The organism is Scytonema sp. HK-05, from assembly GCF_963872035.1.
In the GTDB taxonomy this organism is placed as follows: domain Bacteria; phylum Cyanobacteriota; class Cyanobacteriia; order Cyanobacteriales; family Nostocaceae; genus Kalymmatonema.
The window spans coordinates 77,586-102,729 of the sequence record NZ_CAWMYC010000035.1 but is presented as its reverse complement, the minus strand read 5'-3'; the positions used below and the strand labels follow the sequence as shown (position 1 = coordinate 102,729).

The 25,144-nt window shown below is 44.7% G+C and carries 23 protein-coding genes; 12 read left to right on the top strand and 11 right to left on the bottom strand.

The features are described from left to right. Window positions 1-197 precede the first annotated feature (197 nt). Together AACT52_RS06605 and AACT52_RS06600 are read left to right on the top strand one after the other, a co-directional pair. A complete protein-coding gene (locus tag AACT52_RS06605; protein WP_073629842.1) occupies window positions 198-1,604 on the top strand; it encodes a sensor histidine kinase in 1,407 nt (468 codons plus the stop codon). Beyond that, window positions 1,567-2,019: a response regulator gene (locus AACT52_RS06600; protein ID WP_073629840.1), complete on the top strand. Its 453-nt coding sequence runs from the start codon at window positions 1,567-1,569 to the stop codon at window positions 2,017-2,019. Before AACT52_RS06605 ends, AACT52_RS06600 begins: the two co-directional genes overlap by 38 nt. A gap of 239 nt (window positions 2,020-2,258) precedes the next feature. Here AACT52_RS06600 and AACT52_RS06595 read toward each other — a convergent pair whose 3' ends face one another. Further along, the gene (locus AACT52_RS06595; RefSeq protein ID WP_073629838.1) at window positions 2,259-2,891 is read right to left on the bottom strand and encodes a DedA family protein; all 633 of its coding nucleotides are present in this window, start codon (window positions 2,889-2,891) and stop codon (window positions 2,259-2,261) included. 457 nt (window positions 2,892-3,348) lie between these two features. Between AACT52_RS06595 and AACT52_RS06590 the strand changes: the two genes are divergently transcribed. Then, a complete protein-coding gene (locus AACT52_RS06590; protein WP_073629836.1) occupies window positions 3,349-3,705 on the top strand; it encodes an STAS domain-containing protein in 357 nt (118 codons plus the stop codon). A gap of 4 nt (window positions 3,706-3,709) precedes the next feature. On the opposite strand, the gene AACT52_RS06585 is transcribed toward AACT52_RS06590, so the two are convergent. From AACT52_RS06585 to rpsF, 3 genes are all read right to left on the bottom strand, one after another. Beyond that, window positions 3,710-4,459: a hypothetical protein gene (locus tag AACT52_RS06585; RefSeq protein ID WP_073629834.1), complete on the bottom strand. Its 750-nt coding sequence runs from the start codon at window positions 4,457-4,459 to the stop codon at window positions 3,710-3,712. After that, window positions 4,452-5,009 (bottom strand): Npun_F5560 family protein, encoded by a 558-nt coding sequence (locus AACT52_RS06580; protein ID WP_041040836.1) that lies wholly within the window; start codon window positions 5,007-5,009, stop codon window positions 4,452-4,454. Before AACT52_RS06580 ends, AACT52_RS06585 begins: the two co-directional genes overlap by 8 nt. A gap of 614 nt (window positions 5,010-5,623) precedes the next feature. Beyond that, window positions 5,624-5,950 carry a 30S ribosomal protein S6 gene (gene rpsF, locus AACT52_RS06575; RefSeq protein ID WP_073629832.1) on the bottom strand — a complete coding sequence of 109 codons (327 nt, stop codon included), beginning with the start codon at window positions 5,948-5,950 and terminating at the stop codon, window positions 5,624-5,626. A 518-nt stretch (window positions 5,951-6,468) separates the two neighbouring features. Between rpsF and AACT52_RS06570 the strand changes: the two genes are divergently transcribed. Further along, entirely contained in the window at window positions 6,469-7,272 is an 804-nt protein-coding gene (locus tag AACT52_RS06570) for a fumarylacetoacetate hydrolase family protein (RefSeq protein ID WP_073629830.1), read from the top strand. Window positions 7,273-7,914: 642 nt separating this feature from the next. On the opposite strand, the gene AACT52_RS06565 is transcribed toward AACT52_RS06570, so the two are convergent. Together AACT52_RS06565 and AACT52_RS06560 are read right to left on the bottom strand one after the other, a co-directional pair. Beyond that, window positions 7,915-8,409 carry a Tic20 family protein gene (locus tag AACT52_RS06565; protein ID WP_073629828.1) on the bottom strand — a complete coding sequence of 165 codons (495 nt, stop codon included), beginning with the start codon at window positions 8,407-8,409 and terminating at the stop codon, window positions 7,915-7,917. A 174-nt stretch (window positions 8,410-8,583) separates the two neighbouring features. Beyond that, a complete protein-coding gene (locus AACT52_RS06560) occupies window positions 8,584-8,781 on the bottom strand; it encodes a hypothetical protein (protein WP_073629826.1) in 198 nt (65 codons plus the stop codon). A 528-nt stretch (window positions 8,782-9,309) separates the two neighbouring features. On the opposite strand from AACT52_RS06560, the gene glyA reads away from it, so the two are divergent. From glyA to AACT52_RS06545, 3 genes are all read left to right on the top strand, one after another. Next, a complete protein-coding gene (gene glyA, locus AACT52_RS06555) occupies window positions 9,310-10,593 on the top strand; it encodes a serine hydroxymethyltransferase (protein ID WP_073629824.1) in 1,284 nt (427 codons plus the stop codon). A gap of 203 nt (window positions 10,594-10,796) precedes the next feature. Then, on the top strand, window positions 10,797-11,843 hold the full coding sequence (locus tag AACT52_RS06550; protein WP_073629822.1) for a glycosyltransferase family 4 protein: 1,047 nt from the start codon (window positions 10,797-10,799) through the stop codon (window positions 11,841-11,843). 82 nt (window positions 11,844-11,925) lie between these two features. Continuing rightward, window positions 11,926-13,173 carry a competence/damage-inducible protein A gene (locus tag AACT52_RS06545; protein ID WP_073629820.1) on the top strand — a complete coding sequence of 416 codons (1,248 nt, stop codon included), beginning with the start codon at window positions 11,926-11,928 and terminating at the stop codon, window positions 13,171-13,173. Between the two features lie 71 nt (window positions 13,174-13,244). Here the strand turns inward: AACT52_RS06545 and acs are convergent, their stop codons facing one another. After that, entirely contained in the window at window positions 13,245-15,215 is a 1,971-nt protein-coding gene (gene acs / locus AACT52_RS06540; protein WP_073629818.1) for an acetate--CoA ligase, read from the bottom strand. Window positions 15,216-15,413: 198 nt separating this feature from the next. Here acs and AACT52_RS06535 point away from each other — a divergent pair, with 198 nt between their 5' ends. The 3 genes from AACT52_RS06535 (at window position 15,414) to AACT52_RS06525 (ending at window position 18,936) form a co-directional block, all read left to right on the top strand. Further along, window positions 15,414-16,085, top strand: coding sequence for a restriction endonuclease subunit R (locus AACT52_RS06535; protein WP_073629816.1), 672 nt, complete (start codon window positions 15,414-15,416; stop codon window positions 16,083-16,085). 73 nt (window positions 16,086-16,158) lie between these two features. Further along, a complete protein-coding gene (locus AACT52_RS06530) occupies window positions 16,159-16,590 on the top strand; it encodes a hypothetical protein (RefSeq protein WP_073629814.1) in 432 nt (143 codons plus the stop codon). Between the two features lie 75 nt (window positions 16,591-16,665). Next, on the top strand, window positions 16,666-18,936 hold the full coding sequence (locus tag AACT52_RS06525) for a tetratricopeptide repeat protein (RefSeq protein ID WP_083630197.1): 2,271 nt from the start codon (window positions 16,666-16,668) through the stop codon (window positions 18,934-18,936). A gap of 113 nt (window positions 18,937-19,049) precedes the next feature. Here the strand turns inward: AACT52_RS06525 and AACT52_RS06520 are convergent, their stop codons facing one another. The 3 genes from AACT52_RS06520 to AACT52_RS06510 form a co-directional block, all read right to left on the bottom strand. After that, the gene (locus AACT52_RS06520) at window positions 19,050-19,313 is read right to left on the bottom strand and encodes a hypothetical protein (protein ID WP_073629812.1); all 264 of its coding nucleotides are present in this window, start codon (window positions 19,311-19,313) and stop codon (window positions 19,050-19,052) included. A 547-nt stretch (window positions 19,314-19,860) separates the two neighbouring features. Continuing rightward, window positions 19,861-20,151: a GIY-YIG nuclease family protein gene (locus AACT52_RS06515; protein ID WP_073629810.1), complete on the bottom strand. Its 291-nt coding sequence runs from the start codon at window positions 20,149-20,151 to the stop codon at window positions 19,861-19,863. 556 nt (window positions 20,152-20,707) lie between these two features. Continuing rightward, the gene (locus AACT52_RS06510) at window positions 20,708-21,313 is read right to left on the bottom strand and encodes a Uma2 family endonuclease (protein WP_073629808.1); all 606 of its coding nucleotides are present in this window, start codon (window positions 21,311-21,313) and stop codon (window positions 20,708-20,710) included. A 246-nt stretch (window positions 21,314-21,559) separates the two neighbouring features. Here AACT52_RS06510 and AACT52_RS06505 point away from each other — a divergent pair, with 246 nt between their 5' ends. Further along, on the top strand, window positions 21,560-22,294 hold the full coding sequence (locus AACT52_RS06505) for a TerC family protein (RefSeq protein ID WP_073629806.1): 735 nt from the start codon (window positions 21,560-21,562) through the stop codon (window positions 22,292-22,294). 56 nt (window positions 22,295-22,350) lie between these two features. Here AACT52_RS06505 and ndk read toward each other — a convergent pair whose 3' ends face one another. Further along, complete coding sequence (gene ndk, locus AACT52_RS06500; protein ID WP_073629804.1) at window positions 22,351-22,800, bottom strand: nucleoside-diphosphate kinase; 450 nt, start codon at window positions 22,798-22,800, stop codon at window positions 22,351-22,353. A gap of 195 nt (window positions 22,801-22,995) precedes the next feature. Between ndk and speA the strand changes: the two genes are divergently transcribed. Then, entirely contained in the window at window positions 22,996-25,011 is a 2,016-nt protein-coding gene (gene speA, locus AACT52_RS06495) for a biosynthetic arginine decarboxylase (protein WP_073629802.1), read from the top strand. The last annotated feature ends 133 nt before the right edge of the window (window positions 25,012-25,144 follow it).

Sequence of the window (25,144 nt, the reverse complement as noted above, 5' to 3'; positions counted from 1 at the left end):
GACGTAACTCAAGAATGCGTAACACCTTATTGACCCTATACTGATTTTAAAGAACTCTTTGTAAAAGATTAAGCAATTCCCCTGACACAAAGATTTTTCAACGTCACTTAAAATTGTTCTACAGTGCTAAATTTTGAGGCTAAAGTGTAGGTGCTTTTTATGAGCTTATCGGTAGAAGTTTGCCTTGCCGAGGTAAAATGAGAAGATCGCTTGCACAACAAGTTAAAGTGGGGCTGGTGTTAGCGTTGGTGTTGTTATTCATCAATGCGCTAGTATCTTACCGCAATATCCGCAGGCTGATTGAAAATCAGCGTTCGGTCAGTCATACCCACCAGGTGTTAGCTCAACTTGAAGAAACACTTTCAACCTTAAAGGACGCAGAAACTGGACAGCGGGGATATTTGCTCACTGGAGATGAAAATTATCTGCGACCGTATCAACAGGCGATCGCCCAAATTTCAACTTCAATTGACTCTTTGAGAAAACTAACAGCAGATAATCCCAAATACGAACAACCGCTTTATATCTTACAACAGACGATTACAGCTAAACTAGCGGAACTCGAAGTAACCATTAAATTACGCCGCAAACAAGGGTTTGATGCTGCTGTGGCAGTTGTTCGCACGAATCGCGGTAAGCAGATAATGGATAACATTCGTCAGCAAATTGCTGAGATGAAAGCTTTAGAAAACAATCTTTTGCAGCAACGGGCAAAAGAGTCACAAGCAAGCATTCAGCAAACCCTACTCACATTTTCTCTCGCTACTGGCGTGAATTTGGCACTGCTAGCTTTAGTCTACTACTTATTTAGGCGTAACCAGCTTCAAAGCGAGCAGGAAAAAGCAACCTTAGAAAAGCGAGTCTTTGAACGTACCCAGAAATTGCAAGCAGCCAACGACGACCTCGAAGCCTTTGGTTATACAGTTTCTCACGATTTGCAAGCTCCCTTGCGGGCAATGCACGGGTTTGCGGAAGCTTTGCTAGAAGACTACGGGGATGTCGTTGACGAACTTGGTAAAGAGTATGCCCGACGTATCATTCTTTCTGCCCTGCGGTTAGAAGATTTGATACAGGACTTACTTGCCTATAGTCACCTCAGCCGCAGTGAATTGTCACTAAAAGCCATAGATTTGACACAGCTGATGTCGGATATAATCAACGAAATCAAACCTGAGATAGAAGAAAAGAAAGCAGAAATTCAAATTCAATCACCGCTACCACAAGTTATTGGTCATCGCCCAACTTTGGTTCAAGTGATCACTAATTTATTAAGCAATGCGATGAAATTTGTGAAAGTCGGTGTACGACCACAGATTCAGGTGTGGGCAGAAACACACGATAATTGGGTACGCCTGTGGGTTGCTGATAATGGCATTGGCATTGCCCCCGAACATCAAAAACGCATTTTTCAGGTTTTTGAGCGTTTGCATGGACAAGAAACTTACTCCGGCACTGGGATAGGATTAGCAATTGTACGCAAAAGTGTTGAGCGCATGGACGGACAAGTAGGGCTAGAATCCCAGTCGGGAGAGGGAAGCAGGTTTTGGATTGAGTTAAGGAGTGCTGATGACGGCAACACACACAATATTGCTAGTAGAAGATGATCCCAACGATATTCTCCTTACACAACGTGCTTTTCGCAAAGCGAATTTAACAAATGCTTCGCTGCAAGTTGTGACTGACGGAGATAGTGCCGTTGCCTACCTCAGTGGTGAAGGAGAATACAGCGATCGCGATCGCTATCCCTTACCCGTAGTAATTTTGTTAGATATAAAACTTCCGCGTCGTTCCGGTCATGAAGTCTTAGCATGGCTAAAGCACCAACCGGAACTCAAGCGCTTACTCGTGGTTGTCTTGACTTCCTCTAACCAGAGATCTGATGTTGATCAAGCTTACGACTTAGGGGCTAATTCCTATCTCCTTAAACCTATCGGTCTTGCTGCTCTAGTACAGGTGGTGCAAGCACTGAATTTATATTGGCTCTTACTTAATGAAAAACCAGAAATTCGACAATCTTAAAGCACTACTGCAAGGAGTCAGGAGTCAGGAGTCAGGAGTCAAAACTCAAAACTCAAAACTCAGAACTCACCGAATGATAACTGAAAAATACTTACACAATTAGGAATTTTACTTGTTCCTAACTGTTCAGTTATTTCTGCGCCGGCTGCACTAGCCTTGTGGGATGAGAAGAACTAGAAGAAGCGTTGCTGACACACTACACACCGCGAAACTTGCTCTCCCTCATCTCCCTCATCTCCCTATCTCCCTATCTCCTCCCCTCCCTTTCCCCGGGACTCCAACCATATGGGGATGGCAATCACGGCAACTAGAATCAGCAGCGCCAAGAGTGCAAACTGAGTCACCCAAGCAACCAATTGTTCTAGGGAAACAAGTCTTCCAGCAAAAAAAGCGAGTGTCACCATGACACTCCCCCAGGCGATCGCTCCTACGACGTTGTATATCAGGAATTTTCCGAAGGGCATTTCAACTATGCCAGCAAGTGGCGCGGAAAAAATTCGCAGCAAAGCAAAAAAGCGCCCAAAAAACACGGCTTTTCCGGCATTTTCACTAAACTGTTCTTTGATACTCAAAAGTCTGGCTTCTGAAATTCTAAACAAGTTACCCAGGCGCACAAGCAAAGACCAACCGCCAATTCTACCAATCCAATAACCGCAGATGCCTCCAATAACAGCACCTGCGATCGCATCAGCGAGAACCAGCCAGTAATTTAGCTCTTTGCTACCTGCTAGAAACCCGCCTACTAAGGTAACGGTTTCACCTGGAAGAGGAATGCCTAGATTCTCTAACAATATTCCCAAAAAAATTGCCCAATACCCATATTCATGAGCAACTTTCTGGATGTTTTCTAGTGATATAAACTCAAGAGACATCCAGCACCGCCCTCTTCACAAATTTTTACTTTTACTCTATGTTGACTCTTTTTTGACCCAAGTGTCAATTGAGTCGTTTGCCAAAGTCCAAAATTAATAGAAAAAAGTCATCGTAACTATTGACTTTTGAGTATTTCTTCTCCACTTACCACATCAGTACGCCGAACCAAACAAAATATATTTTTTTTATAAAAAATTTATGAAATAGTCCTGACATTGTAAAAATTTTGTAAAAGATACGCTTGATACCGAAATTACCCTATGCTTATGCCTATATTGGTGAAAGTTAGGACATATTATACGGCATGGATACTGACATTATCAGTCTTAACCGCATTGCTGCCAGTTCCCAGACAACTGGGTGAAGCAGCATTTTTTATGTACGGTTGAAAGCGAATCAGTATCTGTGTCTGTTTTCTGCATTTTTGTAAAGTGTTTCAATTACTCAGTTAGATTCATGACTATCATCACACCAAAATGTCAAGTAGTTTTGTTTAAACCCGAAGGACGCATAGATTTAGCGGGTGGTACGGTTCTGAGCGAAAGGATGGCTGCCGTAGTTCCTGAACGTAATCAACTGTGGGTTATTGATTTAGCAAAAGTTGATTTCATGGATAGTTCTGGGTTGGTTTCCCTAGTCAAAGGGTTGAAGTCGGCGCGTCAAAGTGGTTGCCGCTTGGTTCTTTGCAACGTTCAAGCTCCTGTCAGGTTAGTTTTAGAACTTACCCAATTAGATTCAGTGTTTGAAATATTCAACGCTTACGAAGATATTTTCACCGTTGTTGAAGAAAGAAGCTTAGTCACAGTAGACTGACATCCTATTGCACAACGGGAATGATAGTCAAGTCAAGTATTGGCTTTGCTGTTAAGCAGTACCAATGGCAAGTAAATAAATCTGGCTGTTGGACGCCGACGCTAGCCAAAGCTGGTGCAGTTGGAAATGGCCAAAGACGGTCAAAACAAATTTCACTTTTTTGCAATCCAAACTGCACCATGTATGTAGCTGGTGGTGCTGATAAAGATTGCAAGATATTGTATGCCATGTGATACAGAGGTTGACGCAAGGCATCTGACAAATGAAAAGGCTGATAATAAGTTATGTCACAGAGCAATAAATTCTGTGGTAACTTTTTTTCATAGAATTCCTCAGCTAGAGCAATGACCTCACCGTAGAGGGGTCCTTTAGCCGTGAGTACCACTGGTAACCAAAAGCAACCATCACCAATGGCTACTTGCATCTGCTGTGCCAATTGTTGACGTAACCCAGGAACATCTGCGCAAGCTTTAATGATTGCTTGAAGTGGCAGTCCCAAATGCTCAGGCAACGAGAGGGTTAAGGGGCAAAAAAGCATCTCCGGCAATTGGGAATAATTTTGCCCATCTGACGGGTGAAATCCCAAAATTTCTTCTTTAGATGTTAAATAATTTGCGGCAACTACTTCCACAGAGGTTGCTGGCGTAGCATCTTCAGCAATTGCCTTCTCTATTGCTGATAACATCCTTCTGACGGTGGGAGAATCTGTGATTTCTCTCCCATCTGACTCAACCACAATGAACACTTTAGGCATTTTGTGTGGAAATATTATTTGGGGGGGATGCGACGCGCGGGAAATTCGGCAAATCTATACCACTGTGAGACGAAGTACGAGTTCTCAGCGCCAGACGGTAACTTACACTTTGGAGTTCTGCCTGGAGTTGGCGATTTTCGCGTTGTAGCATTGCTACTTTTTCTCTAACTGGAGTCATGCGCTCCTCGAACTTGCGACGATAGATTTGAGGCAACTCCTGTACGACTTGCTCGAGCATTCGGCTGCGATCTGTGAGTTCTTGCACTGACTGACGCGATTGATAAATCTCAGCGTCGCGCGCTGAAATTTGCTCTTGGTAAAATGTCACCTGCTGTTCCACAGCTTGCAGTTGTTCTCGTAGTTCTTGCAACTGAGTCAGATGACGCTCAGACACTTCTGGTTGGGACATAAAATTAGTGTTGCCCTTAACCAGTCGGAAGAGTTCTTGAGACAGCTGTTGCACCAGTTGATCTCGAAGCTGCAACTCTTGGCGTAGCTTCGAGACTTCTGCGGAGAGAGCTTGGATAGTAGAGGTATCAGTTTGGCTCACAGTGGCTTACAGCTCCGATTAAGAATCTTTTCCTTTGTGATGTACTACTGCGGCAGTCATGCGTTTGTCAATGAATTGACATATCCCTGTCAGTTAAACTAGGGAGATAATTTGCCTGTACGGTGTCTTTGGCGCTCCCTATTCTATCTTATGTTTAACAAAATATTTTATACAGGTTCTATACATTTTTGCGGATCATGCCCACAACTTAATAAAAGTTAAAGGCAACAGAGCCGCACCAATCATCAATTCACCGATATCGAAGGGCGGAAGCCCCTAAATTCTATTTATGGGGATGAAGCCCGACGTGCAATTTATTGCACGTAAGGCTTATCCGAAAACCCCGTTGCCGGAAACTCCTTGTGGGTAAAGTTTGCCTCGCTAATGTTTAGAGTCGGCTGACTCCAAATGACACTGGTTTAACTCCTTTAAGCCTGTTTAATCATTTGGTTCTAGAGCTACAAACTGGCAAGCATTTGTAGGTAGGACTTTTAGCGCTTCCTCTAAACGTAGTCTAGTTAATAGACTTAAGCTGGTCAGGTCGCGTCAACTGCAAGCCCCCAAATTCTATTCGTGGGGTTTGCATTCAACCAGGAGTCCCTGACCAATAGCCTTTAGGCAGCGCTTGCTGTTTCCTCAGCTTGTGGCTCTTTGACTTCTTGCTTAATGGTCATGTAGCGAATCACTTCCTCGCTCAAACGCATAGCGCGTTCTAAGGGAGCAATGATCTTGCCAGGTCCAGTGTAATTCATCTGTATGTAGATGCCATCTCTTTGCCTATTAATTTCATAAGCCAGACGCCGCTTTCCTCGATTTTGAATCTGGATATTCTCGCCTCCCTGTTCCCGTACCAAGTTCTCGTATTTGGCGATCGCTTGCTCTAGCTGTTCATCATTCAGGTCGGGACGGAGGATGTACATTGTTTCGTAAACGATTTGCATTTTGTTTTCTTTCCTTATGGACTACATGGCTGCTCTTGTCAAGAATGCATAGGTATCGTCATTGACGACCCCTATACCAATCAACATCTCAAGCAACAAGGAACTTTGTCAGTTCTTTGAATTATCAATCGGGAAATTCTTAAGCTGAACTTCCTTTTTCTAGTCATTCTACGGTCAAGTGGTTCCCAAAAATCTTTTAGTGATCACAATCCGTTAGGAGTGGCTAGCTACTCTTAAAGTCGTTGTTAGAACCAACTTTAGTCGTCTTTCGGGGTTGCAGGCTTATGCATTTCTGCAAAAATTTTTACAGCCGATTTTAGAGATTTTTACCGTTACGATTGTATCACGCTTTCCTAAGTATGCGTGCTGACTACGTCTCGGTGAAAAAATATTGATTTTTGCACTTTCCCGTCAGGTTTTATAATCTTACCAGTTTTTAATTTTAATGCTTAGCCAAATCGCTCATCTACTATTACATAGTGACGGTTTGATTGCACAAGAGGATACTCATAAAGGTTATGGCCCAGCGGTATGTGCGAGTTCAAAATCCAGAAGGACAAATTTACTATGGTTTGCTACAACTTTCTCTCAAGGTGCATGTACTGGATGCTCCACCCTGGCTACAAGGGCAACCTACTGATTTAATTTTGGAACCAGAAAATTATCAAATTTTGGCTCCCTGCGCTCCTTCAAAAATTGTGGCAGTTGGGAAGAACTATGCAGAGCATGCGGCAGAGATGGGAACAGAAGTACCCAGTGAGCCTCTGCTCTTTTTCAAGCCATCCACGTCTATCCTCGCCTCTGGTGCAGAAATTGAGTATCCACCACAGTCGCAGCGAGTAGACTACGAAGGAGAATTGGCGCTAATCATTGGCGATCGCACTTTCGAGTGTACACCAGAGGAGGCTCAAACAAAGATTTGGGGTTACACCATTGCCAATGATGTGACAGCGCGGGATTTACAAAAACGAGATAGTCAATGGACACGAGCCAAGGGTTTTGATACGTTTTGCCCCTTAGGACCGTGGATTGTTCGAGAAGTCAGCCCAGGAGCCAAATTGCAGACTTTTTTGAATGAGGAGGCAACTCCTGTACAATCTGCCTGTATCGACCAGATGGTATTTCCCCCAGATTTTCTTGTCTCCTATATTAGTCAAGTGATGACGCTGCTACCTGGGGACGTGGTTCTGACGGGTACCCCGTTGGGAGTTGGTGCGTTACACCCAGGCGATCGCGTGCGTGTGGAAATTGAAGGTATTGGTCGCTTAGAAAACACCGTAACACTTAGGCAACTAGTACAAAACTCTATAACAAACAAGTAAGACCTAGCACGGTTAACCTGCTGTGCATTAGTGTTTTGCCTCACTTGGCAACACTGAGACTTTTTTGTGAGCCTTTTTTCGCAACTGGCTCAGTGTTCTACTTTCTTGTAAGTCGCTTGATGAGTTTAACCAACACCTGTAAGGATTTCGCTAAGTTAAAGCAATAAGACTTAAGAGGTCGTTTATAAAGTAAAAATAAAATTTTTGTAGGGTGTGTTAGGCGCACCCTTTATAATTTGTAACGAAAAACATGTGAAAAGCGCCTAACGCACCACTGTATAACACAATACAGTTCAGATAAGACCAAAACCGTTACTAGGATGGCAATGTAAAGACGCGCCACCTCTCGTTTGTACACATCACCAAATCTCACTAAAAATTCTTAACAGCAAGCCTATTGCCATATAACATGGTGCGTTAGGGTTTAGCCTAACGCACCATACTTAAGATTTACTTTATAAATCAACTCTTAAACAATACCAATCAAACTTCACTCATCAAACAACTCAGTGTCAACAAGTCTTTAAAACAATTCAAACACTACAGTTACTACTGCGGTATTTACTTAAATCATTTTTTGTCGTCAGGATACATAGATGCCGAAGCATCAACATTGAGCTGGATGTGGGAATACGTAGAGTCCTAGTTACGAGTTCCGTTATAAGCAGCTTCGGAGATTAGGGGAATTTCAGCGTAGAGTCCTCTGACAGCTTGAACAATACTGAATATTGATGCACCTACAACTGCCAAGAAAATCAAGGTGAACATCACACTCCAAAACATAGGTACTGATAGTGATGCACCTTGTTGCACAATATTTAAAAGACTTAAAACTGCGGTACACAAATAAGTAAATATAGATAGCAAAAGAGCCTGCAAGGTATGGAACCGGATAAAATGTTGAACTTTTTCGTTTCTTACTACCAGAAGGTACAAAGCAAAGAAAAGGATAAAATCTCCAAACGGTATAGATTGATACAATTGAGCAACAGGAGTAAAAGGCACGTACAGCAATTCCAAAAAGGGGAATAGTGAAAACAATAAGCCACCAAATTGACGAACTTCAATTAAAGGCAAAATGTAAGGTAAGCAAGACAAAAGACGATGCTGAGTTGTGGTGCTTCCGCGCCAAGCCATTTTAATTTCTCCTGTTGTTAAAGGTGGATGTTACTATGCCAAGGATAACGCACCTGAGTGGCAAGCAGAAGATAAAAGTAATTGATAGTAAACGTTAATAGTCAAATGTCAATTGTCTGTTCTTTTCCTGGAACAGAACACGAATTGCTAATGACCATAAACACAGATCATAGATTATTCAATATTGGCAACTCGAAAACCCATTAGACACTCATACTGGTCTGGCTGCTGTTCAGCAAGTTTGCGAATAACGTGACCGCAGTACAGTTTACCTTGACGCCACCGGGGTTGACCGCTTCCGTCAGCGAGTAAGCAAGATTGGCATACCTGTTGAGGAGCAAAAATTTGGTCGTCCATGAGAATCACTAGCATCCAATCCCTCCTGTCAATTCTGAATTATTACTTATATATGCCCTGGGGGAGAACGCTGGTCAGGGTAGCAGTGGATGTTGTAGCGGATGGTTTATCTGTCAATCCCAAAAATAACTTATCCGTTATATGCGTCATTGTATCGATTGTCAAATATGTTACATCCTTGTATGTCATCCCTTGCCGAACCTTCCATGCTCAGTTAAGAAGAATGCCGCTAACTACAAACCAATTAAAATTGCTATATGGACTTTAATTAAATTGTATGTTGGCTATTTGACTTTGTAGTAAAAACTAATACATAAATTAATTTATGCACCATAGTGGCAAGCAGCTATGGTTCATACAAGATACGAGGAAAGAGCGTTATGATTATTAACGCATTTATTGGTCTAGCATCCAATAATTAAGTAAGTCGGGGTAAATAAATGTTATGAGTCGTTAGTCATTAGTCAACAACTATATGGACTATAGACCATAGACTTTGGACACTTACCGACTGTTTTGCAAATTTCCATAAGGATAGCTGAAGTGACTCTGACTAACTCAGATTTTCTTGCCTCCTCCGACCCTGCTGTGGCGGAGTTAATCAACCAAGAACTGCAACGCCAACGCGACCACTTGGAGTTGATTGCTAGTGAAAACTTTACCTCTGCCGCTGTACTAGCAGCTCAGGGTTCCGTACTGACAAATAAATATGCAGAGGGATTACCTGGTAAACGCTACTATGGCGGCTGTGAGTTTGTAGATAAAATTGAGCAGGTGGCAATTGACCGTGCCAAACAATTGTTTGGTGCTGCTCATGCCAATGTCCAACCTCATTCTGGCGCACAGGCAAATTTTGCAGTGTTTTTGACGCTGCTAGAACCTGGAGATAAATTCCTCGGAATGGATTTGTCTCATGGAGGACATTTGACCCACGGTTCGCCTGTGAATGTATCCGGTAAGTGGTTCCAGGCTTCCCACTACGGTGTCAATCAGGAAACAGAACAACTCGACTATGAGCAAATTCGAGAGCTGGCGCTTAGGGAGCGTCCAAAGCTTTTGATTTGTGGTTATTCGGCATATCCCCGCGTCATCGACTTTGAAAAGTTCCGCAGTATCGCCGATGAAGTTGGCGCATACTTACTGGCAGATATTGCCCATATTGCCGGTTTGGTTGCCACTGGTCATCACCCCAACCCTATTCCCTATTGTGATGTTGTGACCACAACGACACACAAAACTCTACGCGGTCCTCGGGGTGGCTTAATCTTGACCCGCGACCCAGAATTGGGTAAAAAGCTGGATAAATCGGTTTTCCCTGGTAATCAAGGTGGACCTTTGGAACACGTCATCGCCGGTAAAGCAGTCGCTTTTGGCGAAGCCCTAAAGCCAGAGTTTAAAGTATATTCTGCCCAAGTGATTGAAAATGCCCGTGCTTTGGCTACCCAACTCCAAAACCGAGGCTTAAAGCTAGTGTCAAATGGCACTGAGAACCATTTAATGCTAGTTGACCTGCGGTCTATCGGCTTGACAGGTAAGCAAGCAGATCAGTTGGTGAGTGGTGTGAATATCACCGCCAACAAGAACACAGTTCCCTTCGATCCAGAGTCACCATTTGTGACGAGCGGTTTAAGGTTGGGTTCCCCAGCCATGACAACGCGGGGTTTGGGAGTCGAAGAATTTACGGAGATTGGCAATATTATTGCCGATCGCCTGTTAAATCCAGATTCAGCAGACATTGCCCAAGATTGTCAGCGACGGGTCAAAGCGTTGTGCGATCGCTTCCCCTTGTACCCTCACATAGAGATTCCGGTACCAGTGTTAGCGTGAAATTATAGTTAGCAGTTATGGGTTAGGAGTTATAAATTAATAATTCCTAACTCATAATTTTTTCAGGTTTCCAGCCAGCAATCTTAAATTTAAAATCCAAAATGTAAAAATCCCCTGCTGATTAAAATCTCAATTGTAGTAAATATAGGTAGACAAGTCCTCGGCAGATTTTTGTCTTCAAACCTAACTTATTGAATATACAGATGCCTCCTCAGATATATCATCTGATTGCCTTCCTCTTTGCCGCCGTAGTCGTTCTCTGGACTACGCCTGATGTGAGAAATATTGGCATCAAAAGTGGACGCTTAGATAAACCGAATGACCGAAAAGTTCATCAGCGCCCGATGGTGCGCCTGGGCGGAGTTTCTATCTTTACAGGTACTCTCATCTCCCTGCTGATTGTTTGGTGGTTAGGCGGATTTGGAATTTTGCCGCCAGAAAAAGAATGGCAAATTTGGGGAATCACCTTAGGAGGTATTGGCTTTTTTCTCATCGGCTTAGCAGACGATTTGTTAAACTTGTCTGCGATCGCACGTCTTGTCATGCAAATTATTGTTGCAGCGCTTGCTTGGAAAGTAGGTGTCAGTATAGATTTCTTAAGCATTCCTACAGGTGGAATAATTCAACTTGGTTGGTGGAGTTTGCCGATCACAGTTGTGTGGCTGGTAGGAATGGTGAATGCAATTAACTGGATTGACGGTTTAGACGGCTTAGCTGCTGGCGTGTCTGGAATTGCGGCTGTGGTGATGCTAGTTGCGGCGTTGTTTATGCAGCAGCCTGCAGCAGCCCTAATTGCCGCAGCGCTTGCTGGTGCTTCACTAGGATTTCTGCGTTATAATTTTAACCCCGCGCAAATCTTTATGGGAGATGGCGGGTCTTATTTTATGGGATTCACCCTCGCAGCAGTTGGTGTCGTTGGTTTAGTCAAAACTGCTGCTGTGACTGCGGTGTTATTGCCTTTCCTCATTCTGGCAGTACCGATTGTAGATATGTCAGCAGTGATTTTGGCACGACTGCGCCGTGGCAAATCGCCTTTTGTTGCTGATAAGAGCCATCTGCACCACAGACTGTTACAAGCTGGTTTGTCTCATAGGTTGACTGTTTTGTTCATTTACTCTTTAACTCTATGGGTTGGGAGTTTGGCATTGGCTATAGCTGGTATACCCAGTGGGATTGCTTATGCTTGTGCTGCCACTTCTTTGCTAAGCTACACTGGTTGGAAAGTTTGGAAACACTCGCGGCAATCCTAGGTGGTTAGTGGTGAGTGGTTAGTAGTTAGTCGTTAGTGATATATTTTGACGACCAACAACTAACAACTAACAATTAACTTTTATGAGTGCAGAAATTATTTGCGTTGGTACCGAACTGCTGTTAGGAGATATTCTTAACAGCAATGCTCAGTATTTGGCGCAGCAGTTAGCCAAGTTGGGTATCCCTCACTACTATCAAACCGTCGTCGGAGATAATCCAGGAAGGTTAAAACAGGTTATAGAAATTGCGAGTCAAAGAGCGCAAATTTTGATTTTCACCGGAGGTCTTGGTCCCACACCCGATGACCTGACTTGTGAAACGATCGCTGATTTTTTTGGCGTTCCTTTGGTAGAACGTCCAGACATTATTGAAGATATTACCAGGAAATACACGCAGCGCAGCCGGGTGATGACCCCCAGCAACCGCAAACAAGCTTTGATACCCCAAGGCGCAGAAATTTTACCAAACCCCACAGGAACAGCACCCGGTATTATTTGGCAACCGCGTCCGGAGTTAACGATTTTCACCTTTCCTGGTGTACCAAGTGAAATGCACCGGATGTGGGAACAAACTGCTGTCCCCTATCTCAAAAGTCAAGGTTGGGGCAAAGAAATTATTTACAGTCGGATGTTAAAGTTTTGGGGTGTTGCGGAATCTGCTTTGGCGGAGAAAGTGACAGCTTATCTCAACTTACCCAACCCAACAGTTGCACCTTATTCGAGTAGAGGGGAAGTCAAGTTACGAGTTTCTGCGAAAGCTGCTTCGGAAGCACAAGCACAGGATTTGATTGCACCTGTTGAGAAACAAATTAAAGAAATTGCTGGATTAGATTATTATGGTGCCGATGATGACACCCTTGCCTCAGTCGTGGGTGAGTTGTTGCGGAGTGCTGGGGAAACCCTTTCTGTGGCAGAATCTTGCACGGGTGGCGGATTGGGGCAAATGTTGACGGAGATTTCTGGAAGTTCTGATTACTTTTGGGGTGGGGTGATTTCTTACGACAACTCGGTGAAAGAAAGGCTTTTGGGGGTGAACTCAGAAGATTTGGCAAAGCACGGGGCTGTCAGTTCTATTGTGGCAGAACAAATGGCTACGGGAGTGCGAGATCGCCTCGCTACGAGTTGGGGAGTGAGTATCACTGGTATCGCTGGACCAGGCGGTGGTACGGAGACTAAGCCTGTAGGGTTGGTTTACATTGGCTTAGCAGGACCAAATGGGGAAGTGGAAAGTTTTGAATATCGTTTTGGTGCTGCGCGGGGTCGTTCTTTAATTCGTCATGTAAGTGCGTGTACGGCGTTGGACAATCTGCGAAGGAAGTTGTTGAAATGAAAATCGAACCACAGATGGACACAGATGGACACAGATAATTTATCTGCGTGCATCTGTGGTTTTAATCCTAGTTAAGCACCTTCCCGCAGCTTATCCAACACGCCTCTATCTTCTAAAGTAGAGGTATCGCCGGAAACTTCTTGCCCCGCAGCTAGATTTCGCAGCAATCGCCGCATAATCTTACCAGAACGAGTTTTGGGCAAAGCGTCGGTAAAGCGAATTTCTCCCGGACGGGCGATCGCCCCAATTTCCTGCACAACGTGTTTTTTCAGTTCTTTACTCAGTTCTTCACTGGGGTTATTACCACCTTCTAAAGTTACAAAAGCAACTATCTCTTCCCCTTTGAGTTCATCTGGCTTGCCTACCACAGCGGCTTCAGCTACGGTGGGGTGCGAAACTAAGGCTGATTCAATTTCCATTGTTCCCAGTCTATGCCCTGACACATTTATAACATCATCTACACGCCCCATGACCCAGAAGTAACCGTCTTCATCGCGTCTTGCGCCATCTCCGGCAAAGTAGACATACTCCCCATCTTTCGGGGGGATGTGTTCCCAATAAGTGCGGCGGAAGCGTTCTGGATCGCCGTATACTGTTCGCAGCATACCGGGCCAAGGATGCCGCACGACTAAGTAACCGCCTTCGTTGTCGCCTACAGAATTGCCTTCTAAATCCACGACATCGGCTAAGATGCCAGGGAAGGGACGAGTCGCGGAACCTGGTTTCGTAGGAATTGCCCCAGGAAGTGGTGTAATCATGATACCGCCAGTTTCTGTTTGCCACCAAGTATCGACAATTGGACAGCGATCGCCGCCAATCACTTTCTGATACCACATCCAAGCTTCTGGGTTAATTGGTTCGCCCACCGTTCCCAGCAAGCGTAGGGAAGACAGATTTCGTGCGTTGGGCAAGTGTTCGCCCATTTTGATAAAGGCACGAATAGCAGTCGGTGCGGTATAAAAAACGGTAACGCCGAGTTTCTCGATAATATCCCACGTACAGCCAGGGTTAGACGCACGAGGCGCACCTTCGTACATCACCGTTGTTGCACCGTTGGAAAGGGGACCGTAAACGATGTAGCTGTGTCCCGTAATCCAACCTACGTCAGCAGTACACCAATATATATCGGTTTCTTGCAGGTCAAAAATCCATTTGGTGGTCATGTGGGTATATAAGTTATAACCACCAGTTGTATGTACAACGCCTTTCGGTTTGCCAGTGCTACCGGAAGTGTAGAGGATGAACAGCATATCTTCACTGTCCATTGGTTCAGCGGGACAATCTGCAGAGACACCTTTTTGCAAATCATGCCACCATTGGTCACGTCCCGATGTCATATTCGTATCTTGTCCGGTACGCTTGACAACCACAACATTTTCTACGGAGGGAACAGCGCCATTGGCTAAAGCTTTGTCTACTTGCTCCTTGAGAGGTACAATTGCATCCTTACGCCAACCACCATCAGCAGTAACTACGAGTTTTGCTTGCGCATCGATCAGCCTGTCGCGCAAAGCTTCTGCACTAAAACCACCAAAAACAACGCTGTGGGGTGCGCCTATTCTGGCACAAGCTAGCATGGCGATCGCCGCTTCCGGAATCATTGGCATATAAATGCCCACGCGATCGCCCTTTTTCACACCCAGTTGCTTCAGCACATTAGCAAACTGGCAAACTTCCCGATGCAGTTGGGCGTAAGTGATAGTGCGTGAGTCGCCTGGTTCTCCTTCCCAAATAATCGCAGCTTTATTCTTGCGCCAGGTGGTGAGGTGTCTGTCAAGACAGTTGTAAGAAATATTAATTTTGCCGTTGACAAACCACTTAACAAACGGTGGTTGCCAATCTAGAACTGTGTCCCATTTCTGGAACCAGTGCAACTCTTGTTCTGCCAATTCCGCCCAGAATTTTTGGGGATCAGCTTTAGCTTTGTCGTAGAGGCGCTCGTATTCTTCCAAACTTTTGATCTGGGCTTTTTGAGAGAATTCTTGGCTTGGGTGGAATAAACGCTTTTCTTGAAGGATTGATTCTATCGTGGGTTGAGACATGATTGTTTGTGCAATTGGCGATGTGACTGAACACTATTGTGTACGCAGATTTACCAGAAAGTGTTTTGATTTTCGTTAAGATGCGCCAGTATTACAAAGTTAATTTATACATAGCCCTAAGGAGTGGGCGTTGAGAAACGTATTTTTGATTGTCATATTGCAAGATGTAGGTAGTACTCAAAAACACTGCCAGCACCCATGCCAATTACTGTAGAACCCAGCAGCTTATCCCTCAACGACGTTCATCGCCTGCTGAAACTGCAACAAGAGCCTATTGGTTCATTCACAGACTTCCTAACTCTAAACTCTCTAACCGAATTTGAACAAGAGGATTTATTGAAAATTAGGAATGACTTTTGGCGTTATCTCGCGGCAGGTAAAATTTCTGAAGGCTTGGTTAAATTTTTGACGCTTGCACCCTTAATGCGAGCAGCTGGATTCTATGATGTGGCTATTCGCCTGACGATGGAGGATGTGATAGCGATCGCCATCGAAGACGAGCAGACAAGCATTAGAGGACGGATGGACATTTTAGCAGTCAATAATGCTCAAGCAACGACTGCGCCACCTTTTTGGATTTTAGTGATAGAAACGAAAAATAGTTTAGTCGAGGTATTTGAGGGTTTACCGCAATTACTTACTTACGCTTTTAAAAGTTTAGAGCAGCAAGCATCAGTTTGGGGACTGACGACAAACGGACTGCGTTATCAGTTCGTACATTTAAAACAAGGAACTCCCCCAACTTATCAGTTAATGCCCTCACTCAGCCTGAATGAATCTGAGGGTTCAATTCGGTTGTTGCAGGTTATGAAAGCGATTTGCCAGTTAGAGAATTTTCAGGTGAAAGCGCCAGCCCGAAAAGCAAACTAGTCAATAAACCTTTCTGGAATTCAAGCTGTTAAGCTGGAAGTTATTAGTATGATGCCGCTTGACAAAGAAGCTTATGGAACCATTAACCGCAGGTGCGATCGCAACTCTCGCTTTTACAAAAGCCTTTGAAAAGACTATTGAGAAGTTTACAGAAGCAGCACTCGTCAAGATGAATAAGCTGCGGAAAAAGATTTGGGACAAGTTAAGAGGAAACATCAAAGCAGAAACTGCACTTGCTGCGGCTGAAAAAGGTTCCAAACCTGATTTAGATACGGTAACTGCTTATTTGCGGGTAGAAATGGATAAAGATGAGCAATTTGCTCAAGAGGTGCAAACTCTTGCCAGAGACATCCATCAAGAAATCAACATTGGCAAGATTCAAGGGCAAAATGTTCAAAACGTCTATGGTGGCGAAGGTTACCAAAATAATGATAGTAAAGCGCCTATCTTTCAAGGCGTAGATAATAGCCCAATTACCATCAACTACCATAATCCCCCTTCTTGACTACAGTCGTCCGAACGGGAACGGACAAAGTTAAATCCCCCTAAATTTATTCCTTACCGAGGCGTCGCCAACTTTGTGGGACGACAGCAGGAACTTGCTGCACTGCATGAAAAATTGCAGAAACCTGGCACTGTGGCAATTTCTGCCATTGCTGGTATGGGGGGTGTGGGGAAAACTGAACTGGCGACACAATACGCACACCAGCATCAAGCACATTACTCTGGTGGCGTTTGCTGGTTAAATGCCAAAGAATCAAATTTAGCGGCGGAGATTGTGCAGCTTGCCCAATTCTACATGAATCGGGAAGTGCCACAGCAGCTGACTCTCCCAAAACAGGTAGAATGGTGCTGGCAAAACTGGCAACCAGCAGAAGGATTGGTGTTGGTTGTCTTGGACGATATCACCGATTTAAAAGATTGGAAGAATTCTCAACAGTTACTACCAATAGATAACCGCTTCCGCGTTTTGATCACAACGCGACTGCGAAACCTCGACGCCGATATTCAGGAATTACCTCTGGATGTGCTGTTACCAGATAAGGCTTTGCAATTATTGACAGATTTGGTGGGCGAAAGGCGGGTATATCGTAACGTAGAGACGCAAAATTTTGCGTCTTTATTATGTGAGTGGTTGGGATATCTCCCTTTAGGTTTGCAATTGGTAGGGCAGTATTTACGTGAAGATCCAGATTTGTCTTTAGCTGAGATGTTACAGCGGCTGCAAGCACAGCAACTGGAAGATGAGGCGATCAACCCCACAACGCGGGGAGTGAAAGCCGCATTTGAATTAAGCTGGCGAGAACTTGACTTGATGACGCAGCGTGTAGCTGAGCTGTTAAGCTTGTTTGCCCAGGATGTGATTCCTTGGAAATTGGTAGAATCTGCTGGTAAGTTGCTGAATTGGGCAAAGGCAGATGTTAACGAAGCGAAAAAGCAACTTTACAAACGCCACTTGATTCAACGGGTGGAAGAAAAAGAAGGCTGCTACAAAATTCACCCCTTAATTCGGCAGTTTTTGCAAGCCAAGCAAGAAACCTCACAACAACCCGACGAACTCAAACAAGCTTTTACCTCCACCTTAGTCGCAATTGCCCAAGAAATACCCGATTCTCCCACCCGTGAATTTATTGAGTCAGTGCAAGATGCCATTCCTCATCTGACAGAAGTGGCACAAAATCTAATTGATACGGTACGAAATGAAGATATCATTTCGGTTTTTGGGGGTTTAGGCAGATTTTATCAAGGACAGGGTTTGTATGCGCTAGCAGAACCTTGGAGAGAACAGTGTTTAAAAGTAGTGCAGGCACGCTTGGGAGAAGAACATCCCCATGTCGCCACTAGCTTGAACAACCAGGCAGAACTTTACCGTTATCAAGGACGCTACAACGAAGCCGAACCGTTGTTCCTGCAAGCTTTGGCGCTCTACAAACGCCTGCAGAAAGAAGAACATCTCTTAGTTGCAGAAAGCTTGAACAACCTAGCAATAGTCTACTCCTCTCAAGGACGCTACAGCGAAGCCGAACCGTTGCATCTGCAAGCTTTGGCGCTACGAAAACGCTTACTGGGAGATGAACATCTCTTAGTTGCAGAAAGCTTGAACAACTTAGCATTACTTTACTCCTCTCAAGGACGCTACAGCGAAGCCGAAACGCTGTTGATGCAAGCTTTGGCACTGCGAAAATCCCTGCTAGGAGATAAACATCCCGCTGTCGCCTTATCATTGAACAACCTGGCATTACTCTACTACTATCAAGGGCGCTACACTGAAGCTGAACCGTTATCCCTAGAAGCAATAGAAATAGATAAACAATTTTTAGGAGAAGAAAACCCTGATTTTGCTACAGACCTTCACAATTTAGCATTGATATACCGTGCTCAAGAGCGATACAACGAAGCAGAAACAGTGTTTTTGCAAGCCTTGAAACTAAAGCAGCGTCTATTCCCAAAGGATCATCCCCTTTTAGCAGACACTATCTACGCTTTAGGCAAGCTGTACACACAGCAGGGGCGATGTAGCGAAGCTGAACCTTTTTGTGTAAAAGCATTGGAACTTGATAAAAGCCTGCTGGGAGAAAACCATCCAAATGTCGCTGAAAGTCTGAATAACCTGGCAGAACTCTACCATTCTCAAGGACGTTACGCGGAAGCAGAACCTTTGTATCAGGAGGCATTAGAGATTCTTCAGCAGGTGTTTGAGGTCAATCATCCCAAGACGGTTACTGTTCGTAAAAATCTGGAAAATCTCCGGACTCAGATGAGTGCTAGCCATGAAAATCTAACAAATCTTCAGGGTGAGAAAAGTGCAAGCAATTCCTGGTTTGGGACGCTTTTAGGGTTTTGGCGTTGATACCAAGTTGTTGTCCAAAATGTCATTCTGAGCGGAACGCTAGTGGAGCGTAAGCGCAAAGCGCACACTTCGTGAACGCGTAGCGTGTCCCCTTGGGACTCAGAATCTCATACTCATGTTGTCGGGAGAGATGCTTCGTTTCGCTTCGCTACACTCAGCATGACATGATTGTCCAAAGTGTCATTCTGAGAGGAACGCCAGTGCAGCGAAGAATCTTGGAGAAACGCGATTTCTAGAGATGCTTCGTTCCGCTTTGCTACACTCAGCATGACATGATTGTCCAAAATGTCATTCTGAGCAAAACGCCAGTGGAGCGAAGAATCTTGGAGAAACGCGATTTCTAGAGATGCTTCGTTCGGCTTTGCTACACTCAGCATGACATGATTGTCCAAAGTGTCATTCTGAGCGGAACGCCAGTGCAGCGAAGAATCTTAAAGAAACTCGATTTCTAGAGATGCTTCGTTCGGCTTTACTACACTCAGCATGACATGATTGTCCAAAGTGTCATTCTGTTAGCGTAGCTCCTCCGCAGGAGGCACGGAACGTTACTGGAGCGAAGAATCTTGGAGAAACTCGATTTCTAGAGATGGTTCGTTCGGCTTTACTACACTCAACATGACATGATTATCCAAAATGTCATTCGTTTCCGGAGAGATGCTTCGTTCCGCTTTGCTACACTCAGCATGACATGATTGTCCAAAGTGTCATTCTGTTAGCGTAGCTCCTCCGCAGGAGGCGCGGAACGAAGTAAAGCGTAAGCGCAAAGCGCACACTTCGTGAACGCGTAGCGTGTCCCCTTGGGACTCAGAATCTTATATTCACGTTGGCAGGCGAGATGCTTCACTCCGCTGCGCTACACTCAGCATGACATAGTGTAGTTATTTGATTCCGCAAATAGAAAAGTTTCTCATGACATGGATTGGGTTACTTTTCATACCAATCGACACTCAAATCACGCCATTCTGGATTCATTGATTCAATCAAAGCAATCTTTTTTACACGCAACCAACCCTTGATTTGCTTTTCACGAGCGATCGCTGCTGTGACATCTACAGTTTCCTCGTAATAAGCCAGTTTATCAATGTTGTATTTCTGAGTGAAGCCAGGGATTAGCTTTTGCTTGTGTTCGTACACACGACGAATTATGTCGTTAGTTACGCCAGTATAAAGAGTTTTTGAGCGATTAGTGAGAATGTAGACGTAATAATTATTCACCAGTGGAGAAAATATACTTACTCTACATCACCTTATCTAACAATTCCCTAGTTGTCATTCTGAGCGGAACGCTAGTAGAGCGTATCTCCTGCGGAGACTCTACGCGAACGCGCTACTCGCTTAGAATCTAAGTTTTTGCCAAGTTTGTTGCCAGATGCTTCATTGCGCTACCGCTCCATTCAGCATGACATACACTGCCAAGTTTGTTGCCAGATGCTTCATTGCGCTACCGCTCCATTCAGCATGACATACACTGCCAAGTTTGTTGCCAGATGCTTCATTGCGCTACCGCTCCATTCAGCATGACATACACTGCCAAGTTTGTTGCCAGATGCTTCATTGTGCTACCGCTCGATTCAGCATGACATACACTGCCAAGTTTGTTGCCAGATGCTTCATTGCGCTACCGCTCGATTCAGCATGACATACACTGCCAAGTTTGTTGCCAGATGCTTCATTGTGCTATCGCTCCATTCAGCATGACATACACGCGCCTGCTAATTATTGGACAAGGAAGGGTAATGCGATCGCTCAATGACGCTTTGTGCTTGCACTCTTAAACTTTCAAAATATCGTCAACAGTTAATTGCAATTCTGGAAATGTGGGAGATACGATGCGATCAGAGCTTCTGTAAGCAGTTGGCTGATAGACGCCATTAGCATTTAACTGATACACAAAAACAGTAGGAACCTTGGGATTACCCAAGTAATTTCTGCTACCAAGAGCCAAGTAGTCTACAATCCAATACTCGGGAATGCCCAGACGTTGATATTCGTCTAGTTTATCGATGTAGTCATCCTCCCAGTTGCTTGATATCACCTCTACAGCCAGTTGCAGAGGTTCACGCAGTGCAGAACTTGCTGAGCGATTTTTTCGCCAAGTATCTAAGCTAACAACGCTGACATCAGGGTTTCGTCCCTGCTCCTGACCGTCTTGGGTCACGGTTGCGATCATAATCCTACCGGAGACCTTATAATTTAAGCTGAGTCGGTCAACCTCTTTATCCAGTTGTTTGGCAATGAAATCTGCTACATCTTCATGCAGCCTAGTTGCTAGTATTCTCACTATTTCTCCATTCACCAGTTCATAACGACCATCCTCAGGGCATTGCTCAAGAAATTGCTCAAAGGTTAGCTTTTTCCCAGTTGTAGTTGTTGTCATACTTTTTACCTCTGGTAGCCGTTTAGGTAACACAGCGTTCTAGCTGGGCTGCTGCTGGTGTGTATCAACTTAAAAATCTCATATTGCGGCTTGCTCTGCTGCCGTGTCCATATCCTAGCAATTTGCAGGTCTTCAGAAATTAGCCCTGACACGTTAAGCTTTATTAAAGTAGCTTTTTATTGCGCCTTCTATAATAAATTCGCTAATACTGTTCATTTTTAAGTTTTGCAGCTTGAGAAACCTGGAATGCTAGACCAAATATTTGACTACCTTCACTTACACTTCAGCATTGAAACCTCCATAGTCCTGCTCATCCTGATTTTTCTAGAGGCGGTGCTGTCTGCTGACAACGCGATCGCCCTCGCTGCGATCGCCCAAGGACTAGAAGACAAAAAGCTCGAACGTGAGGCGCTCAACATTGGTTTGGTAGTTGCTTACGTTTTACGAATCACCTTACTTCTGACAGCTACCTGGGTGCAACAGTTCTGGCAGTTTGAGTTACTAGGTGCAGCTTACCTACTGTGGTTAGTATTCCAACATTTTACTTCCGAAGAAGGCGAAGACAATCAACACCACGGTCCTCGTTTTAGCTCTGTGTTGCAAGCCATACCTGTTCTTGCCTTCACAGATTTAGCATTTTCTCTGGATAGCGTCACCACTGCAATAGCCGTTTCTAATGAAACGTGGCTGGTGATTACGGGTACGACTATTGGTGTTGTCACCCTGCGCTTTATGGCGGGTTTGTTTATCCAATGGTTAGATGAATATGTCTACTTGGAGGACGCAGGCTATATCACTGTGGCATTAGTGGGCTTGCGCTTGCTCTTAAAAGTGGTGAATGATTCTTTGGTTCCGCCACAATGGTTCATGATTACTGCGATCGCCCTCATCTTGGCTTGGGGGTTTTCTAAGCGCACTGAAACCGAAAAAATCATAGAAGAACCAGAAAAGACTGAAGTTGTCGAAGGAAGTAGGGAGTAGAAATTGTTAGTGCGAGCGTTGTAGAGACGCGCCATGGCGCGTCTCTACATTTGGAACTACTCGTGCAACCAAGGTGTTAAGGTTGGTTGCCAAGAAACCAATTCTTCTTCTTTAAACCACAGGGCAATTTCCCGTTGCGCTGTTTCGATAGCATCGGAACCGTGGATCAGGTTACGACCAATATTAATGCCAAAATCGCCTCGAATTGTTCCTGGTTCTGCGGAAAGCGGGTTCGTTGCACCAATGATTTTTCTGGCGGCTGCAACAACGCCTTCGCCTTCCCAAACCATCGCCACAACAGGACCGGAAGTGATAAACTCTACCAATCCACCAAAAAAAGGTCTTTCCCGGTGAACATCATAGTGCTGTTCAGCCAATTCCCGACTGACTTTCAGAAATTTCAAACCAACGAGGGTAAAGCCTTTACTTTCATAGCGACGGATCACTTCACCAACCAATGCGCGCTGCACGCCATCAGGCTTAATTGCTAAGAATGTGCGCTCCATTGCTATCTCCTCAAATTTAACAACTTTGTCCTTTGTCCTTTGTCCTCGCCCAATTGTCAATAATCAATGACAAATGACCAATGACAAATGACCAATCTGAGAATATCTCAGAAAGTATCTCTAAGATGCATATGCGCTGAAAGATGAATGCGCTAAATTGTTATTTCGTGGGTGTAACATAGAGGTCAGGAAGAAATGCGTGCTGAGTCAACAGAGACATCAGAAGAGGTGGTGAAACCTCCGTCTAACGGACACAAAACTGAATTGAAAAATCACAAACAAAAAAAGCTACTACCACCAGCCTCGTCGCCAGACATGTCCCGCTTCTGGAAAATAGAGGATAGTGAAGAACTTTACCGAATTGAAGGTTGGGGACAGCCTTACTTTTCGATTAACGCTGCCGGTCACATTACTGTTTCTCCCAAGGGCGATCGCGGTGGTTCTTTGGATTTGTATGAACTCGTCAACGCCCTGAAGCAGCGTAACTTGGGACTACCCATGCTGATCCGTTTTTCGGATATTCTGGAAGACAGGATTGAGCGGTTAAACGCTTGTTTTGCCAAAGCGATCGCCCGCTACAACTACCCTGGCACGTATCGTGGTGTCTTTCCTGTCAAATGCAACCAGCAAAGGCACTTAATTGAGGACTTGGTACGGTTCGGCAAACCCCATCAATTTGGCTTAGAAGCTGGTTCCAAGCCAGAATTAATGATTGCCCTCGCATTGCTAGATACACCAGGAGCAATGCTAATTTGCAACGGCTACAAAGACCGAGAATACATCGAAACCGCGATGCTGGCACAAAGACTGGGGCAAAAGCCGGTGATCGTCCTAGAACAAATCGAAGAAGTCGATTTGGTGATCGAAGTCAGCCAACAATTGGGGATTGATCCAATTGTTGGTGTAAGAGCGAAACTCAGTACTCAAGGCATGGGACGGTGGGGAACTTCTACCGGCGATCGCGCGAAATTTGGTCTGACGATCCCCGAAATTATTGAGGCAGTTGACAAGTTACGCGAAGCTAACCTTTTGGGTTCCTTACAGCTTTTACACTTCCACATCGGGTCGCAAATCTCTGCCATTAATGTGATTAAAGATGCCATCCAAGAAGCAAGCCGTATTTATGTAGAATTAGCGGTGCTGGGGGCAAACATGAAGTATCTCGATGTAGGCGGTGGCTTGGGTGTAGACTATGACGGTTCCCAAACCAACTTCTACGCCTCGAAAAACTACAATATGCAGAACTATGCCAACGACATCGTGGCAGAGTTAAAAGATACCTGTGCAGAGCGGAATATACCAGTACCAACACTGATAAGCGAAAGCGGACGGGCGATCGCCTCCCATCAGTCGGTGTTGATTTTTGATGTTCTCAGTACCAGCAGTGTCCCTCTTGATCCACCAGATCTGCCACAAGAGGGAGAATCCCCAATTATTACTTATCTGTGGGAAACTTACCAATCGATAAACCAAGAGAATTACCAAGAGTTCTACCACGACGCGACTCAATTCAAAGAAGAAGCCATCAGTCGCTTTAACTTAGGGATTTTAAGTCTTACAGAACGCGCTAAAGCGGAAAGGCTTTACTGGGCTTGTTGTCAAAAAATTGTTGAGATAACCAGAAAGCAGGAATACGTACCCGACGAGTTGGAAGACTTAGAAAAAATTATGGCTTCCATCTACTACGTTAATCTTTCTGTCTTTCAATCCGCACCTGATTGTTGGGCGATTGACCAACTCTTCCCGATCATGCCAATCCACCGTTTGGGAGAAGAACCAACACAGCGAGGGATTTTGGCAGATTTAACCTGTGATAGTGATGGGAAAATCGACCGTTTTATCGACTTGCGGGATGTGAAGTCAGTTTTGGAACTGCACTCCTTAAAACCAGGAGAACCTTATTATCTGGGAATGTTCCTCAATGGAGCTTACCAGGAAATTATGGGCAATTTGCACAACCTCTTTGGCGATACCAACGCGGTTCACATCCAATTGACGCCAAAAGGTTACCAAATTGAACATGTCGTCAAAGGCGATACCATGAGCGAAGTGGTGAGCTACGTGCAGTATGACTCTGAGGATATGGTGGAAAGCATTCGCCAGCGCTGCGAATATGCTTTAGCAGAAAATCGCATCACTTTAGCGGAATCTCAAAGACTGATGCAAACCTACGAACAGAGTTTGCGGCGCTACACTTACCTAAATAGTTAAAAGTGATTGGTCATTAGTCATGAATTAATGACCCTTACGGGTATGCCTTCGGCACACCTTTGGTGTTAGCGAAGCTCCTCCGAAGGAGGCACGCCAGTTCCCTACGGCGGGAGACCCGCCTACAGGACTGGAC